Source organism: Pseudomonas sp. 18-147 (assembly GCF_051048045.1).
Lineage (GTDB): Bacteria > Pseudomonadota > Gammaproteobacteria > Pseudomonadales > Pseudomonadaceae > Pseudomonas > Pseudomonas aeruginosa.
Map to the genome: position 1 here is coordinate 468,969 of NZ_CP182296.1, position 14,484 is coordinate 483,452.

General features: G+C 67.0%; 15 protein-coding genes. 5 read left to right on the forward strand and 10 right to left on the reverse strand.

The window, feature by feature from the left end; all coding sequences use genetic code 11:
• Positions 1 to 92: 92 nt before the first annotated feature.
• From rdgB to ACM0M4_RS02195, 9 genes are all read right to left on the reverse strand, one after another.
• The gene (gene rdgB, locus ACM0M4_RS02155) at positions 93 to 686 is read right to left on the reverse strand and encodes an RdgB/HAM1 family non-canonical purine NTP pyrophosphatase (protein ID WP_003084527.1); all 594 of its coding nucleotides are present in this window, start codon (positions 684 to 686) and stop codon (positions 93 to 95) included.
• Positions 683 to 1,102, reverse strand: coding sequence for a DUF4426 domain-containing protein (locus ACM0M4_RS02160; protein ID WP_003084528.1), 420 nt, complete (start codon positions 1,100 to 1,102; stop codon positions 683 to 685). The genes rdgB and ACM0M4_RS02160 overlap by 4 nt, the downstream gene beginning before the upstream one ends.
• A gap of 131 nt (positions 1,103 to 1,233) precedes the next feature.
• Entirely contained in the window at positions 1,234 to 1,854 is a 621-nt protein-coding gene (gene metW / locus ACM0M4_RS02165) for a methionine biosynthesis protein MetW (RefSeq protein WP_003084530.1), read from the reverse strand.
• Positions 1,855 to 1,861: 7 nt separating this feature from the next.
• Positions 1,862 to 3,001, reverse strand: a complete 1,140-nt coding sequence (gene metX, locus ACM0M4_RS02170; protein ID WP_003084535.1) for a homoserine O-succinyltransferase MetX — start codon at positions 2,999 to 3,001, stop codon at positions 1,862 to 1,864.
• An 88-nt stretch (positions 3,002 to 3,089) separates the two neighbouring features.
• Positions 3,090 to 5,057: a dynamin-like GTPase family protein gene (locus ACM0M4_RS02175; RefSeq protein WP_003084539.1), complete on the reverse strand. Its 1,968-nt coding sequence runs from the start codon at positions 5,055 to 5,057 to the stop codon at positions 3,090 to 3,092.
• 107 nt (positions 5,058 to 5,164) lie between these two features.
• Complete coding sequence (locus tag ACM0M4_RS02180) at positions 5,165 to 5,461, reverse strand: DUF167 domain-containing protein (protein WP_031628111.1); 297 nt, start codon at positions 5,459 to 5,461, stop codon at positions 5,165 to 5,167.
• Positions 5,458 to 6,051, reverse strand: a complete 594-nt coding sequence (locus tag ACM0M4_RS02185) for a YggT family protein (protein WP_003084544.1) — start codon at positions 6,049 to 6,051, stop codon at positions 5,458 to 5,460. The genes ACM0M4_RS02180 and ACM0M4_RS02185 overlap by 4 nt, the downstream gene beginning before the upstream one ends.
• A 10-nt stretch (positions 6,052 to 6,061) precedes the next feature.
• Complete coding sequence (gene proC, locus ACM0M4_RS02190) at positions 6,062 to 6,883, reverse strand: pyrroline-5-carboxylate reductase (RefSeq protein ID WP_003084546.1); 822 nt, start codon at positions 6,881 to 6,883, stop codon at positions 6,062 to 6,064.
• A gap of 11 nt (positions 6,884 to 6,894) precedes the next feature.
• Positions 6,895 to 7,587 carry a YggS family pyridoxal phosphate-dependent enzyme gene (locus ACM0M4_RS02195; RefSeq protein ID WP_003084549.1) on the reverse strand — a complete coding sequence of 231 codons (693 nt, stop codon included), beginning with the start codon at positions 7,585 to 7,587 and terminating at the stop codon, positions 6,895 to 6,897.
• Positions 7,588 to 7,801: 214 nt separating this feature from the next.
• On the opposite strand from ACM0M4_RS02195, the gene pilT reads away from it, so the two are divergent.
• Entirely contained in the window at positions 7,802 to 8,836 is a 1,035-nt protein-coding gene (gene pilT / locus ACM0M4_RS02200) for a type IV pilus twitching motility protein PilT (protein WP_003084552.1), read from the forward strand.
• Between the two features lie 177 nt (positions 8,837 to 9,013).
• Positions 9,014 to 10,162 carry a type IV pilus ATPase PilU gene (gene pilU / locus ACM0M4_RS02205; protein ID WP_003100959.1) on the forward strand — a complete coding sequence of 383 codons (1,149 nt, stop codon included), beginning with the start codon at positions 9,014 to 9,016 and terminating at the stop codon, positions 10,160 to 10,162.
• 7 nt (positions 10,163 to 10,169) lie between these two features.
• Here pilU and czcD read toward each other — a convergent pair whose 3' ends face one another.
• Positions 10,170 to 11,069 (reverse strand): CDF family zinc transporter CzcD, encoded by a 900-nt coding sequence (czcD, locus tag ACM0M4_RS02210; protein WP_003100957.1) that lies wholly within the window; start codon positions 11,067 to 11,069, stop codon positions 10,170 to 10,172.
• A gap of 154 nt (positions 11,070 to 11,223) precedes the next feature.
• On the opposite strand from czcD, the gene ACM0M4_RS02215 reads away from it, so the two are divergent.
• From ACM0M4_RS02215 to ACM0M4_RS02225, 3 genes are all read left to right on the forward strand, one after another.
• Positions 11,224 to 11,628, forward strand: a complete 405-nt coding sequence (locus ACM0M4_RS02215; RefSeq protein WP_003084560.1) for an NINE protein — start codon at positions 11,224 to 11,226, stop codon at positions 11,626 to 11,628.
• 242 nt (positions 11,629 to 11,870) lie between these two features.
• Entirely contained in the window at positions 11,871 to 13,244 is a 1,374-nt protein-coding gene (locus ACM0M4_RS02220; protein ID WP_003100955.1) for a pyridoxal-phosphate dependent enzyme, read from the forward strand.
• Positions 13,241 to 14,425, forward strand: coding sequence for a cystathionine gamma-synthase (locus ACM0M4_RS02225; protein WP_003110017.1), 1,185 nt, complete (start codon positions 13,241 to 13,243; stop codon positions 14,423 to 14,425). The genes ACM0M4_RS02220 and ACM0M4_RS02225 overlap by 4 nt, the downstream gene beginning before the upstream one ends.
• Positions 14,426 to 14,484 lie beyond the last annotated feature (59 nt).

Consider the following 14,484-nt stretch of genomic DNA (forward strand, 5'->3'; position numbering starts at 1 on the left):
CGCTATCGTGGCATGAGTTCGGCCAACCTCCAAGGCGGCCGGACGAAACGCCGTGCCGACGCCGCCCGGGGGCGGCAGCCGGCGGCTGCGGCTCAGAGACCCAGGCGCTGCTTGAGCAGGGCCATGGCGCGGGCCCGGTGGCTGAGGCGGTTCTTCTCCTCGGGCGCTAGCTCGGCGCTGGAGCAGTCGCGTTCCGGCACCCAGAACAGCGGGTCGTAGCCGAAGCCGTGGGCGCCGCGGGCTTCGCGGAGGATGCGGCCTTCCCAGATGCCCTCGCAGAGGATCGGCAGCGGGTCGTCGGCGTGGCGCACCAGCGCCAGCACGCTGACGAACTGTGCGCCGCGCTCGGCGTCCGGGACATCCTTCATGGCCTCCAGCAGCTTGGCGTTGTTCGCCGCGTCGCCCCGGCCGTCGGCATAGCGCGCCGAGTAGATGCCCGGCGCGCCGCCGAGGAAGTCCACCGCCAGCCCGGAGTCGTCGGCCAGCGCCGGCAGGCCGGAGAGGCGTGCGGCGTTGCGTGCCTTGAGGATGGCGTTCTCGACGAAGGAAAGACCGGTTTCCTCCGGTTCCACCTGGCTGAACTCGCCGATCGAGCGCACCTTCACGCTGGCGCCGAGCATGGCCTGGAGTTCCTTGAGTTTGCCGGCATTGTGGCTGGCCAGCACCAGCTGTTCGAGCTTGATCATTCGTCCGGGAAGATTTCCTTGTTGAAACTGAAGGTTTGCGCAGGTTCGCCCTTGGCCTCGACCTTGATGGTGAAGACCAGGGTCTCGCGCTGGCTGATCGGGAACTGCGCCAGGTTGTAGATGGCGCCTTCCTCGCTGACCCGGCGGAACTCCAGGGGGATGACCTTGCCGGTCAGGTCCTTGGCGGAGCCGGTCACGCTGGCCTCCACCGGCTTGCCTTTCTCCATCGGCACCACGTTGATCACGCCCTGCGCCTTGCTGCGTACCAGGCCGACCGCGCTGGCCACGTTGGGTTGGAGGAAGCTGGAGTTGAACACGTTGTAGTGGACGTCCAGGTCGCCGAAGCGCTGCACCTGCTCGGCGAGGACCGGCAGGCTCAGGCAGAGGCCGAGGACGAAAGCGGTGAAGCGGCGCATGGTGGTTTCTCCTGAAAGGTGGCATGGACGTTGTCCATGGTCTGCTGCCGGCGGCCTTGGCCGGCTTCGGCAGCGCTCTCCCGAGGACGAGCGGAGGGGCGCCCGGCCCTGGCCCGCAGCCTGGCGCGTTCCTAGACGGCGAGGTTGCGGGTCTGCACTCCGGGTCCGGTGACCCGGTAGATTCCAATCTCACCCAATAGATTAGGCCACAGCCGGCTGGCCCAGCCATGCCGGTGGTCACGGTCCACGGCCAGGCGGTCGAGCACGCGCATGCGCAACTGGCGGCACAGGCGCTCGAAGTCCTGGAAGGTGCAGAAATGGATGTTCGGCGTGTTGTACCAGGTATACGGCAGGAACTCGGAGACCGGCATCCGGCCGTTGCGCGCCAGGTACCAGCGGCAGCGCCAGTGGCCGAAGTTGGGGAAGGTGATGATGCAGGTCTTGCCGACCCGCAGCATCTCTTCGAGGATCTTGTCCGGATAGTGCACGGCCTGTAGCGCCTGGGTCATCACCACCACGTCGAAGCTGTCGCTGGCGAAGTTGCCCAGGCCCTTGTCGAGGTCCTGCTCGATCACGTTCACCCCGTTTTCGATGCAACGGGCGATGTTGTCGGGGTCGATCTCCAGGCCGTAGCCGCTGACCTGCTTGTGGTCGCGCAGCCAGGCCAGGAGTTCGCCGTCGCCGCAGCCGAGGTCGAGGACGCGGCTGCCGGCGGGAATCCATTCCTGGATGATTTCGAGATCGGCGCGCATCGGGTCCTCACACGCTGATGCGGTTCATGTAACCGCTGAAGGCTTGCAGGTACCGGGGGATCGGCATGAGGAAGGCGTCGTGGCCTTGCGGGGCGTCGATCTCCAGGTAGCTGACGTTCTTTTTCGCCGCGATCAGGGCGTCGACGATTTCCCGCGAGCGGGCCGGCGAGAAACGCCAGTCGGTAGTGAAGGACATCAGGCAGAAGTCCGCCTCGACGCCCTCCAGGGTGCGCACCAGGTCGTCGCCGTGGGCGGCGGCGGGGTCGAAGTAGTCCAGCGCCTTGGTCATCAGCAGGTAGGTATTGGCGTCGAAGCGGGTGGAGAACTCCTCGCCTTGGTAGCGCAGGTAGCTCTCGACCTGGAACTCGACGCTGTGCAGGTCGTAGTTGAGCTTCTCGGTCTTCAGTACACGGCCGAACTTGGCGCCCATGGCGTCGTCGGACAGGTAGGTGATATGGCCGACCATCCGCGCCAGCTTGAGGCCGCGCTTGGGAATCACGCCCTGCTCCTGGAAGTAGCCGCCGAGGAACTCAGGGTCGGAAAGAATCGCCTGCCGGGCGACTTCGTTGAAGGCGATGTTCTGCGCCGACAGCTTCGGCGCGCTGGCGATGCACAGGCAGTGACGGACGCGCTCGGGATAGCTGATGGTCCATTGCAGCGCCTGCATGCCGCCGAGGCTGCCGCCGACCACCGCGGCCCACTGGCGGATGCCGAGGCGGTCTGCCAGGCGCGCCTGGCTATGCACCCAGTCTTCCACCGTAACCATCGGGAAGTCCGCGCCGTAGACCTTGCCGGTCGCCGGATTGATGCTGGCGGGGCCGCTGGATCCGTTGCAACCGCCGAGGTTGTTGAGGGCGACGACGAAGAACTTGCGGGTGTCGATCGGCTTGCCCGGACCGATGCAGCTGTCCCACCAGCCCGGCTTGCGCTCGTCGACGCTGTGGTAGCCGGCGGCGTGGTGGTGGCCGGAGAGGGCGTGGCAGATCAGCACCGCGTTGCTCTGCGTGGCATTCAGCTCGCCGTAGGTTTCGATCACCAGGTCGTACTCGGCCAGGGACTTGCCGCTGGTCAGCTCGAGCGGTTCGTTGAAGTGCAGCGTCTGGGGGGAGACCAGACCGACGGAGTCGTCGGGGAAGACTGTGGGCATCGACCCTGCTCTCGAACAAAGGAGGGCGCCAGTCTAAAGAGCGTCGCCCCCAGCGGCAAGCGCGCTGGCGCGCGCCGTGGGAGCGGGGTCAGGCGCGCTGCGAGCCGGGCAGGTTGACCACCTTGGCCTGGCGCTGCAGGGGCGAGGGGCGGCGCAACTGGCGGAGGATGTCGCCGGCTTCGCGCAACTGTTCCTGCAATTCCTCGGCGAACCCGGCGAAGGCCTGGCTGCGCTGGCGTACCTGCTGGGTCTCCTGGGCCAGGCCCTTGAGGCGGAGCATGTGGCTTTCGAGCAACTGTTTGTTTTCCAGGGTGTGCTGCATCAGCGGCATCAGCGCGTCGTTGGCCCAGCGCTCGGTTTCCTCGCGCAGGCGCTGGTGCAGGCCGACCACCTCCTGCACCAGGGTGGCGAAGAAGCGCCGGGTCAGCAGGCGTTGCTCGGTAAGCACGGTCTTCAGCTGCAGGCGGAACTGGTCGCCCTTCTTCTTCAGTTGCAACAGTTCGCGCTGGTAGCGCTGGACCCGCAGCTGCGGCGCGTCGAGGGCGTAGAGCGGGTTCTCCTCGTTGTGCCGGCGGTAGATGGCGGCGACCATGCGGTTGGCCATGCCGGCTTCGTGCTCGAGGTTGTCGAGGTCGTGCTCCACCGCGCGGAAGAACGCCAGGATCGCCTGGTTGATGCCGACCGTGGTCAGGCTGCCGTTGAGGTTGCGCCGCACCTTCTGCAGGTGCTGTTCCATGCGTTCGCTGCGGATCGTCTCGCGCAGCGTCGCGCCCTGGTGCTGCAGCAGGCGCTGGTTGGTCTTCAGGTTGAGCAGGCGGCGGTGGTGGCGGCCGTGGTCGTCCTTGGTCTTCGCGGTCAGTTCGAACAGCAGTTGGCCGCTGTCGCGCTGCTTGTCGTCGAGCAGCGCGCGCTGTTCCTCGACCTTCTCCAGGCGCAGGCGCAGCAGATGCTGGCTGTTGTGCAGCAGGCCGAGGACCTGGCCGAGCACGGCGTTCTCCAGGAGTGCTTCCTTCTGCGCGACGATGCGCTCGCAGAGCAGCGCTTCCAGCCGATCCAGGCGACTGCGTTCGAGCAGCGCCGGTTCGCCGCGGACCTTGGCCAGCAGCGCCTGCTTCGCCGATAGCGGCAGCACGTCGCCGCGCTGCAGGCCGAGCTGGCGGGCCGTGCCGTCCTGGATCAGGCGGATGGCGTTCTGTACGAAGCGCTCGCCGGAGAGGTCGTCCCAGAGCACGTCGATCTTGTTCAGCACGGCGAACAGGCTGCTATGGCCGTCCTCGCGCAGTGGCTGGATGTACTTCTGCCAGATTTCCATGTCCGAGGCGGTGACACCGGCGTCGGCGGACAGCAGGAACAGGATCGCCTGGGCGTTGGGCAGCATCGACAGGGTCAGCTCCGGCTCGCTGCCGAGGGCGTTCAGGCCGGGCGTGTCGAGGATCCGCAGGCCCTGGCGCAGCAGCGGGTGGTCGAAGTTGACCAGGGCGTGGCGCCAGGCCGGGACGCGCACCTGGTCGGGTTCGTCGGCGGCTTCCAGGGCATCCGGATGGAAGCCGAGCTGGATCGCCTGTTCCACCGGCAGCGCCTTGGTCTTGGCGACCTGGGCGAAGGCCTGGGCCATGCCCTCCGGGTCGCCGGTGTCCAGCGGAATGTTCACCCAGTGGCGCGGCACGCGCTTGAACTGGGCGACGCTGGCGTCGGCCAGGCGCGTCTCGATCGGCAGCAGGCGGATGTAGCTGCGCTCGGCGCGCGGATCGTGGAACAGCTCGGTGGGGCACATGGTGGTGCGCCCGGCGTGGGACGGCAGCATGCGCTGGCCGTAGCCGGCGAAGAACAGGCTGTTGATCAGCTCGGTCTTGCCACGCGAGAACTCGCCGACGAAGGCCAGGGTGATGTGGTCCGCGCGCAGTTGGCGCAGGGCGCGTTCGAGCTTGGCCTCGACCGCCGGGCTGTTCAGCCGGCTGCGCTCCAGCCAGCCGCGATAGCGGGTGATTTCCCGCATCAGCTCGCGCTTCCAGGCGACGTAGGCGTCGATTTGATGGCTGAGTCTTTCCATGCTCATCCAGGGGCTCCAGGGCGCGGGACCGGCGGGGGAAGGATGGCGTGGATTATGCGGGGGAGCGGGGGAGCGTCAATTGGCCTGCTTCACATTCCTGCACGTAAGGTCGGTCAAGCGGGTCGAGCGGCGATCCCCAGTTCCTCCGGCAATCGGGTCGGACGGCGGATGCGCACCCGTTTCTGCCGGTTCAGCTCGCCGCTTTCGAGACTCACCAGGCTCTTGGCCACGCCGAAGGCCTTGCCGAGGAAGGCCAGCAGATGGGCGTTGGCCTTGCCCTCCACCGGCGGTGCGGTGAGGCGGATCTTCAGGCGCTCGCCGTGCAGCCCGGCGAACTCGTCGCGGCTCGCCTTGGGCTGCAGGTGGCAATCGAGGAGCAGGTCCTCGCCGTCCCAGCGGTAGAAGCTCAGAGGAAAATGCTCAACTGCTGGGGCATGCCGGTCATGGCCGCCAGGTTGTTGATCACCAGCATGTCGATCAGCTTCAGCGCGAGGAACGCGAAGATCGGCGAGAGATCCAGTCCGCCGAGGTTCGGCAGGAGCTTGCGGAACGGCATCAGCAGCGGTTCGCAGATCTGGTTCACCAGTTGCGCGCCGGGGTTGTAGCTGCCCGGGGCGACCCAGGAAAGGATCACGCTGATGATCAGGGCGAAGAAGAACACCTTCAGGAACAGCGAGGTGACGGCGATGATCGACCAGATCAGCAGTTGCATGATGAAGCCGCCGACGCCGTAGCCCATCAGCATCAGGATCAGGATCATCAGCACCAGCTGGATCAGGATCGCCAGCACCAGCGAGGCCAGGTCGATCCCGCCGAAGCCGGGGATGATCCGCCGCAGCGGGTTCAGCAGCGGCTTGGTGGCGCGCACGATGAACTGGCTGAGGGGGTTGTAGAAGTCCGCGCGGACCAACTGCAGGATGAAGCGCAGCAGCACGATCAGCAGGTAGAGGCTGCCGAGGGTCTGGAGGATATAGATAGCAGCGGTGTTGAGGCCGATCATCGACTACTCCTTATTGGCCAAGCTGTTCGGCCAGCTCGGCGGAGCGCTGGCTGGCGGCGTTCAGGGCCTGCTCCACCAGTGCTTCGAAGCCGTTGGCCTGGAAGGATTTGATCGCCGCCTCGGTGGTGCCGTTGGGCGAAGTCACCCGGCGCCGCAGTTCGGCCGGCTCGACCTCGCTGGACAGCGCCATCTGCGCCGCGCCGAGGGCGGTCTGCAGGGTCAGGCGCGAGGCTGTCTCGCGGGACAGGCCGAGCTTCTCGCCGGCGTCGGTCATGGCCTGCATCAGCAGGAAGAAATACGCCGGGCCGCTACCCGACACTGCGGTCACCGCGTCGATCTGCGCTTCGTCGTCCAGCCACAGGGCGATGCCTACCGCAGACAGCAACTGCCCGGCCTGCTCGCGTTGCGCGGCGCTGACCTGCGCGTTGGCGTACAGCCCGCTGGCGCCCTGGCGCAGCAGCGCCGGGGTGTTGGGCATGCAGCGGACCACCGGGCGCGGCTGGCCGAGCCAGGCTTCGAGGCTGGCGCAGGGGATGCCGGCGGCGATGGAGACGATCAGTTGCTCCGGCTTCAGCGCCGGCGCCAAGGCCTGGCACACGGCTTTCATGGCCTGCGGCTTGACCGACAGGACCACGACGTCGGCGTCGGCCACGGCCTCGGCGTTGGACTCGACCACGTCGATGGCGAACTCGCCGGCGATCTTCGCGCGTTGCTCGGCGCCCGGGTCGCTGGCGCGGATCTGCGCCGCCGGCACGCCTTGGGCGCGCAGGCCGCCGATCAGGCTGGCGGCCATGTTGCCGGCGCCGATGAACGCTATGCGGGGTGTGCTCATAGGGGATTCCTTCAAGAAGCCGGCGCGCCGTAGTCGCGGGCGCCGAACAGGGCGGTACCGATGCGGACCCAGGTCGCACCTTCGCCGATGGCTGCCTCGAGGTCGTCGCTCATGCCCATGGACAGGGTGTCCAGGCCAAGGTTCAGGTCCAGCAGCAGTTCGCGCAGGCGGGCGAACGCGGCGTGTTGCGCGGCGCGTTCGGCGGTGGGTTCGGGGATGGCCATCAGGCCACGCAATCGGAGGTTGGGCAGTTGCTTCACGGCCTCGGCCAGGGCCGGCAGGTCCTCGGGGGCGCAGCCGGACTTGCTGGCTTCGCCGCTGACGTTGACCTGCAGGCAGACATTCAGGGGCGGCAGCCCGGCCGGGCGTTGCTCCGACAGGCGCTGCGCGATCTTCAACCGGTCCACCGAGTGCACCCACTGGAAATGCTCGGCGATGGGCCGCGTCTTGTTCGACTGGATGGGGCCGATGAAGTGCCAGTTCAAGGGTAGGTCGGCCAGTTCGGCCTGCTTGCCGAGGGCCTCCTGCAGGTAGTTTTCGCCGAAGTCGCGAAGGCCGGCGGCGTGCGCCTCGCGCACCGCGGCGGCGGGCTTGGTCTTGCTCACGGCGAGCAGGCCGACCGTGGCCGGATCGCGCCCCGCAGCTTGCGCTGCCTCACGGATGCGCGCGGCAACCTTTGCAATATTCTCTGCTATCGTGGACATTACCTGCGCCCTATGGAAGTGCGGTCGGCGTCGGCTCGACGCCCTCGAAACCGCCGGCCTCGATGGCCATCTTCCTGTTCCAGTGTCGAGGTTCCGCGTCTGGCGCAGGACACCACGCGTGTCCTGGAAGCACCCTGGCTCATCCGGTGTTTTCCTTGTCCGAGACGGCGGCTTTGGCGGCATTCTACCTGCTTGCTTGTAATTGGGGAGTCCCATGGATATTACCGAGCTGCTCGCCTTCAGTGCCAAACAGGGCGCTTCGGACCTGCACCTCTCCGCCGGCCTGCCACCCATGATCCGGGTGGATGGCGATGTACGCCGGATCAACCTGCCACCGCTGGAACACAAGCAGGTGCATGCGCTGATCTACGACATCATGAACGACAAGCAGCGCAAGGACTTCGAGGAATTCCTCGAGACCGACTTCTCCTTCGAGGTGCCGGGCGTCGCGCGTTTCCGGGTCAACGCCTTCAACCAGAACCGTGGCGCCGGCGCGGTATTCCGGACCATTCCCTCCAAGGTACTGACCATGGAGGAGCTTGGCATGGGAGAAGTGTTCAAACGTGTTTCAGACGTCCCGCGCGGGCTGGTACTGGTCACCGGGCCGACCGGTTCGGGCAAGTCCACCACCCTGGCGGCGATGCTCGACTACCTGAACAACACCAAGTACCACCACATCCTCACCATCGAGGACCCGATCGAATTCGTCCACGAATCGAAGAAGTGCCTGGTCAACCAGCGCGAGGTGCATCGCGACACCCTCGGCTTCAGCGAAGCGCTGCGCTCGGCGCTGCGGGAGGACCCGGACATCATCCTGGTCGGCGAGATGCGCGACCTGGAAACCATCCGCCTGGCCCTGACCGCGGCGGAGACCGGCCACCTGGTATTCGGCACCCTGCACACCACCTCGGCGGCGAAGACCATCGACCGGGTGGTCGACGTGTTCCCGGCCGAGGAAAAGGCCATGGTCCGCTCGATGCTCTCCGAGTCGCTGCAATCGGTGATCTCGCAGACCCTGATCAAGAAGATCGGCGGCGGCCGGGTGGCGGCCCACGAGATCATGATCGGCACCCCGGCGATCCGCAACCTGATCCGCGAGGACAAGGTCGCGCAGATGTATTCGGCGATCCAGACCGGCGGCTCGCTGGGCATGCAGACCCTCGACATGTGCCTCAAGGGCCTGGTCGCCAAGGGCCTGATCAGCCGCGAGAACGCCCGCGAGAAGGCGAAGATCCCGGAAAACTTCTGATCCTGGCGCCGTTCCGCCGCGCTTCGCCCGAATCCCGGAACTGCGTCTAGGATTCAAGAGCGGGAGAGCGGTACCGTAGGCGCATTCCTACCTATCCTTGCCGGCGAGCGCGTCCAGCGCCCGCTCGCCCGCATCCGGCTCGCCGTCGCGGCGCGCCCCTGAGTGAGCGAGAACATCATGGAATTCGAAAAGCTGCTGCGCCTGATGGTGGAAAAGGGCGGCTCCGACCTGTTCATCACCGCCGGCGTACCGCCGTCGATGAAGGTCAACGGCCGGGTGATGCCGGTGACCAAGACGCCGCTGTCGCCGGAGCAGACCCGCGAGACCGTGCTAGGCGTGATGAACGAGCAGCAGCGCCGCGATTTCGCCGAGAACCATGAGTGCAACTTCGCCATCAGCGCCCGCGGCATCGGCCGCTTCCGGGTCAGTGCCTTCTACCAGCGCAACCTGGTGGGCATGGTATTGCGCCGGATCGAGACCAACATCCCGACCCTGGAAGAGCTGAAGCTCCCGGAAATCCTCAAGAAGCTGGCGCTGACCAAGCGCGGCCTGGTGATCTTCGTCGGCGCCACCGGCACCGGCAAGTCCACCTCGCTGGCGGCGATGATCGGCTACCGCAACAAGAACTCCACCGGGCACATCATCTCCATCGAGGACCCGATCGAGTACATCCACCAGCACCAGGGCTGCATCGTCACCCAGCGCGAGGTGGGGCTGGACACCGACTCCTTCGAGGTGGCGCTGAAGAACACCCTGCGCCAGGCGCCGGACGTGATCATGATCGGCGAGGTGCGCTCGCGGGAGACCATGGACCACGCCGTGGCCTTCGCCGAGACCGGCCACCTGTGCCTGGCGACCCTGCACGCGAACAACGCCAACCAGGCGCTGGAGCGGATCATCCACTTCTTCCCGGCCGACCGTCATGGCCAGGTGTGGATGGACCTGTCGCTGAACCTCAAGGCCATCGTCGCCCAGCAACTGGTGCCGACCCCCGACGGCAAGGGGCGGCGGGCGGTGATCGAGGTGCTGCTGAACACCCCGCTGGCCGCCGACCTGATCCGCAAGGGCGAGGTGCACGAGCTGAAGCCGCTGATGAAGCGCTCCACCGAGCAGGGCATGCAGACCTTCGACCAGGCGCTGTACCAGCTCTACACCCAGGGCGAGATCACCTACGAGGACGCCCTGGCCCACGCCGACTCGGCCAACGACCTGCGTCTGATGATCAAGCTCGGTTCGGAAAGCGACGCCGACCACCTGTCGAGCCTGACCCAGGGCCTGAGCCTGGAAATCACCGACGACGACCCTGCCGGCCGGCGCTTCCGCTGAACCGTCTTCAGTAGGCCAGCGGCTCCTCGGCCTGGGCGCAGGCCGAGGTTTCCAGTTGCAGGGTGCTGTGTTCGATCTCGTAGCGGTCGTGCAGCAGCGCCTTCACCGTTCCCAGCAGCGCCTCGGCATCGACCAGGGCCGGGTCGTACACCAGATGGCTGGTCAGGCTGATCTTGCCGCTGGTGATCGACCACACATGCAGGTCGTGCAGCCCGGTCACGCCGGGAATCCCCAGCAGCGCTTCGCGCAGCTCGGCCAACTGGATTTCCTTCGGCACCCCTTCGAGCAACACATGCAGGCTCTCGCGCAGCAGGATCCAGGTGCGCGGCAGGACCCAGAAACCGATCAGCACCGCCACCAGCGAGTCGACCCAGGCCCAGCCGGTGAAACGGATCACGATCGCGGCGACGATCACCCCCAGCGAGCCGAGCATGTCGCTCCAGACCTCCAGGTAGGCGCCCTTGACGTTCAGGCTGTTGCCCTGGGCCGGCGCCAGCAGGCGCATGCTGGCCAGGTTCACCAGCAGGCCGAGCACGGCGATCACCAGCATGCCCACGGACTGGATCTCCGCCGGCTGGTTGAGCCGCTCGTAGGCCGCGTAGAGGATATAGAAGGCCACGCCGAACAGGAGGAAGGCGTTGAACGCCGCGGCGAGGATCTCGAAGCGGTGGTAGCCGTAGGTCAGGCGATCGTTGGTCGGGCGCCTGGCGATGTTGATCGCGGCCAGGGCGATGGCCAGGGCCACGGCGTCGGTGAGCATGTGCGCGGCATCGGAGATCAGCGCCAGGCTGCCGGTGAGGATGCCGCCGACGACCTCGGCGACGAGGAAGCTTCCGGTCAGCAGCAACGCCCATTTCAGGCGGGTCGAGTTGGTCTGGGCGAAGCTGTGCTCGTGTCCGGCGCTCATGGCGGCTCCTGTGGGGCGGTGGCGGCAGCACCAGCCTACAGGATAGGCAATTGCAAAACTGTCATGCGCCGGGCCGCTCTGGCGCGGCGTCCGCCGCTCCGCTAACCTGCGGCTCAAGCGCGGCCGCAGCCGCGCACGGAACGAGGGGGGACGCATGACTCAACAGCACGACACCCATAGCAAGGCCATCGGCTACCTGCTGTGGATCTTCGGTTTCACCGGTTCGCACCGCTTCTATTACGGCAAGCCGATCACCGGGACGATCTGGTTCTTCACCTTCGGCCTGTTCTTCATCGGCTGGATCATCGACCTGTTCCTCATCCCGTCGATGGACCGCGAGGCCGACCGGCGCTTCCAGGGCGGCAACCTGGACTACAACGTGGCCTGGATCCTGCTGACCTTCCTCGGCGTGCTCGGCGTGCACAGGATGTACATGGGCAAGTGGATCACCGGGATCATCTACCTGTTCACCGGCGGCCTGTTCTTCCTCGGCGTGCTCTACGACTTCTGGACCCTCAACGGACAGGTGTCCGAGCGCAACGGGCCGCAGCGCATCTGAGGCTCGTCGCCAGGTGCGAGAAGCCCGCCATCCGGCGGGCTTTTTCATGGGTGGCGCCACGGTCGGCAGGGAATTCCTCCGGCGGGACTTAAGGAACCAAAGGTTCTAACGTTCTACCTGTAGGTTATTGGCGCCCGCGCGCGCCAGCCCCTATGGTCTGCAAGCCCCAGAACGGATAGGTGCAATGGCTCACGAGGCCGCGCACCGTATCGCTCCGTGCGGAAACACCGAAAGGAGAAAAGATGACTTCCGACTCACGTCCCGCCGTGCTCGACCTGATCGGCAATACCCCGCTGGTTCGCGTGACGCGCTTCGATACCGGCCCCTGCACCCTGTACCTCAAGCTCGAATCGCAGAACCCCGGCGGCTCCATCAAGGATCGCATCGGTGTCGCCATGATCGAGGCCGCCGAGCGTGACGGCCGCCTGCGGCCCGGTGGCACCATCGTCGAGGCCACCGCCGGCAACACCGGTCTCGGCCTGGCCCTGGTCGGCCGCGCGAAGGGCTACCGGGTGGTGCTGGTGGTGCCGGACAAGATGTCCACCGAGAAGGTCCTGCACCTGCGCGCCATGGGCGCCGAGGTGCACATCACCCGCTCGGACGTCGGCAAGGGCCATCCGGAGTACTACCAGGACGTTGCCGCGCGCCTGGCGCAAGACATTCCCGGCGCTTTCTTCGCCGACCAGTTCAACAACCCGGCCAACCCGCTGGCCCACGAGTGCGGCACCGGCCCGGAGCTCTGGGCGCAGACCGGCCACGATCTCGACGCCATCGTCGTCGGCGTCGGCTCCTCCGGTACCCTGACCGGCCTTACCCGGTTCTTCCAGAAGGTCCAGCCGGAGCTGGAGATGGTGCTCGCCGACCCCGAGGGCTCGATCATGGCCGAGTACTCCCGCTCCGGCACCCTGGGTACGCCGGGTTCCTGGGCGGTGGAGGGCATCGGCGAGGACTTCGTACCGGCCATCGCCGACCTCTCCAGCGTGCGCCATGCCTATTCCATCAGCGACGAGGAAAGCTTCGCCATGGCCCGCGAACTGTTGCGCGTCGAGGGCATTCCCGGCGGCTCCTCCACCGGCACCCTGCTGGCCGCGGCGCTGCGCTTCTGCCGCGAGCAGAAGGAGCCGAAGCGGGTGGTCAGCTTCGTCTGCGACACCGGCACCCGCTACCTGTCGAAGATCTACAACGACCAGTGGATGACCGACCAGGGCCTGCTGCAACGCAAGCACTACGGCGACCTGCGCGACATCATCGCGCGGCGCTTCGAGGAGGGCCGGGTGATCAGCGTCGGTCCGGACGACACCCTGCTCACCGCCTTCCAGCGCATGCGCCTGGCCGACGTTTCGCAATTGCCGGTGCTGGACGATGGAAAACTGGTCGGTGTGATCGACGAGTCGGATATCCTGCTCGGTGTCCACGCCGACGCGCCACGCTTCCGCGATGCGGTAAGCAGCGCGATGAACGCCGCGCCGGAGACCCTCGCGCCCGGCGCCAGCCTGGCCCAGTTGCAGGCGGTCCTGGACCGCGGCCTGGTGGCGATCGTTGCCGATGCCAGCGGCTTCCACGGCCTGATCACCCGTTTCGACCTGTTGAACCATTTGCGGAGAAAGCTCGCATGAGCCAGCACGACCAGCATCCCGACGCCCCGGCCCAGGCCTTTGCGACCCGGGTCATCCACGCCGGGCAGGCCCCCGATCCCTCGACCGGCGCGATCATGCCGCCGATCTACGCCAACTCCACCTATATCCAGGAAAGCCCCGGGGTACACAAGGGGCTCGACTACGGCCGCTCGCACAACCCGACCCGCTGGGCCCTGGAGCGCTGCGTGGCCGACCTCGAGGGCGGCGCCCAGGCCTTCGCCTTCGCCTCCGGCCTGGCGGCGATCTCCTCGGTGCTGGAGCTGCTCGACGCCGGTTCCCACATCGTTTCCGGCAATGACCTCTACGGCGGTACCTTCCGCCTGTTCGAGCGGGTCCGCCGGCGCAGCGCCGGGCATCGCTTCAGCTTCGTCGACCCGACCGACCTGCAGGCCTTCGAGGCCGCGCTGACCCCGGAAACCCGCATGGTCTGGGTGGAAACCCCGAGCAACCCGCTGCTGCGCCTCACCGACCTGCGCGCCATCGCCCAGCTCTGCCGCGCCCGCGGCATCATCAGCGTGGCCGACAACACCTTCGCCAGCCCCTACATCCAGCGCCCCCTGGAACTGGGCTTCGACGTGGTGGTGCACTCCACCACCAAGTACCTGAACGGCCATTCCGACGTGATCGGCGGCATCGCCATCGTCGGCGACAACCCGGACCTGCGCGAGCGCCTGGGCTTCCTGCAGAACTCGGTGGGCGCCATCTCCGGGCCGTTCGACGCCTTCCTCACCCTGCGCGGGGTGAAGACCCTGGCGCTGCGCATGGAGCGCCATTGCAGTAACGCCCTGGCCCTGGCCCAGTGGCTGGAGCGCCAGCCGCAGGTGGCGCGGGTCTACTACCCCGGCCTGGCTTCGCACCCGCAGCATGAGCTGGCGAAACGGCAGATGCGTGGCTTCGGCGGGATGATCTCCCTCGACCTGCGTTGCGACCTGGCCGGCGCCCGGCGCTTCCTGGAGAACGTGCGGATCTTCTCCCTGGCGGAGAGCCTGGGCGGGGTGGAAAGCCTGATCGAGCATCCGGCGATCATGACCCACGCCAGCATCCCGGCGGAAACCCGTGCCGACCTGGGCATCGGTGACTCGCTGATCCGCCTGTCGGTGGGCGTCGAGGCGCTGGAGGACCTGCAGGCCGACCTGGCGCAGGCACTGGCGAAGATCTGAGGCTCCGCAGGGAGCGGCGCCGACCGGCGCGTCTGCCGGCCATCGGGTGTTCCCGGCGA